Source organism: Sphingobacterium sp. UBA7253 (genome assembly GCF_002472745.1).
Taxonomy (GTDB): domain Bacteria; phylum Bacteroidota; class Bacteroidia; order Sphingobacteriales; family Sphingobacteriaceae; genus Sphingobacterium; species Sphingobacterium siyangense.
In genome coordinates this window covers 25,452-25,965 of the sequence record NZ_DKSP01000123.1, presented here as the reverse complement: position 1 = coordinate 25,965, position 514 = coordinate 25,452, and the positions used below count along the sequence as shown (strand labels likewise).

General features: G+C 39.3%; 1 pseudogene. It reads left to right on the top strand.

The window, feature by feature from the left end:
• Positions 1–276: 276 nt before the first annotated feature.
• Positions 277–514, top strand: a pseudogene (locus B2X72_RS12770) (hypothetical protein); the annotation flags it as partial.

Sequence of the window (514 nt, the reverse complement as noted above, 5' to 3'; positions counted from 1 at the left end):
AATAACAAGCAGTTCGAATGGCTCCATGTTGAAACACGTAGGTGATGACATGGGCCATTCGATTTAGAAAAAAGAAGGATGCTTTCCAAAAAGTGAATGTATTTATGCGTTGAGTTTTTCGGTAGCTTGATTTGAGCTGTGTATCAACTATATTTTGAGCTTTCGGACAACTAGACTTTGCAAAAGGTATGAGATATTTGCTACCTTTAGGCTGGGACTGATTTTAGCTATCGGTACCCATAATCGCAGAGCCGTTTAAAATAAATCGTATTGAGCATGGAAGAGAAAGATTTTGGGAATGCCTTTTTGTATTCCTGTTATGTCGAGAAAGCATTTGGGCACGAACAGTTCATTCCCGAACATGTCGTTTTTTTTCAGCTATCTGGTGAAACACATCTGGACCATCAGAAAGGAAAATTGGTGGCGACAGAAGGGCAGATTGTGGTTGCCCGTAGAAACCAACTGGCCAAAGCTTTTAAATATCCCGCGAAAAATAATATTTACAAATCTGTTT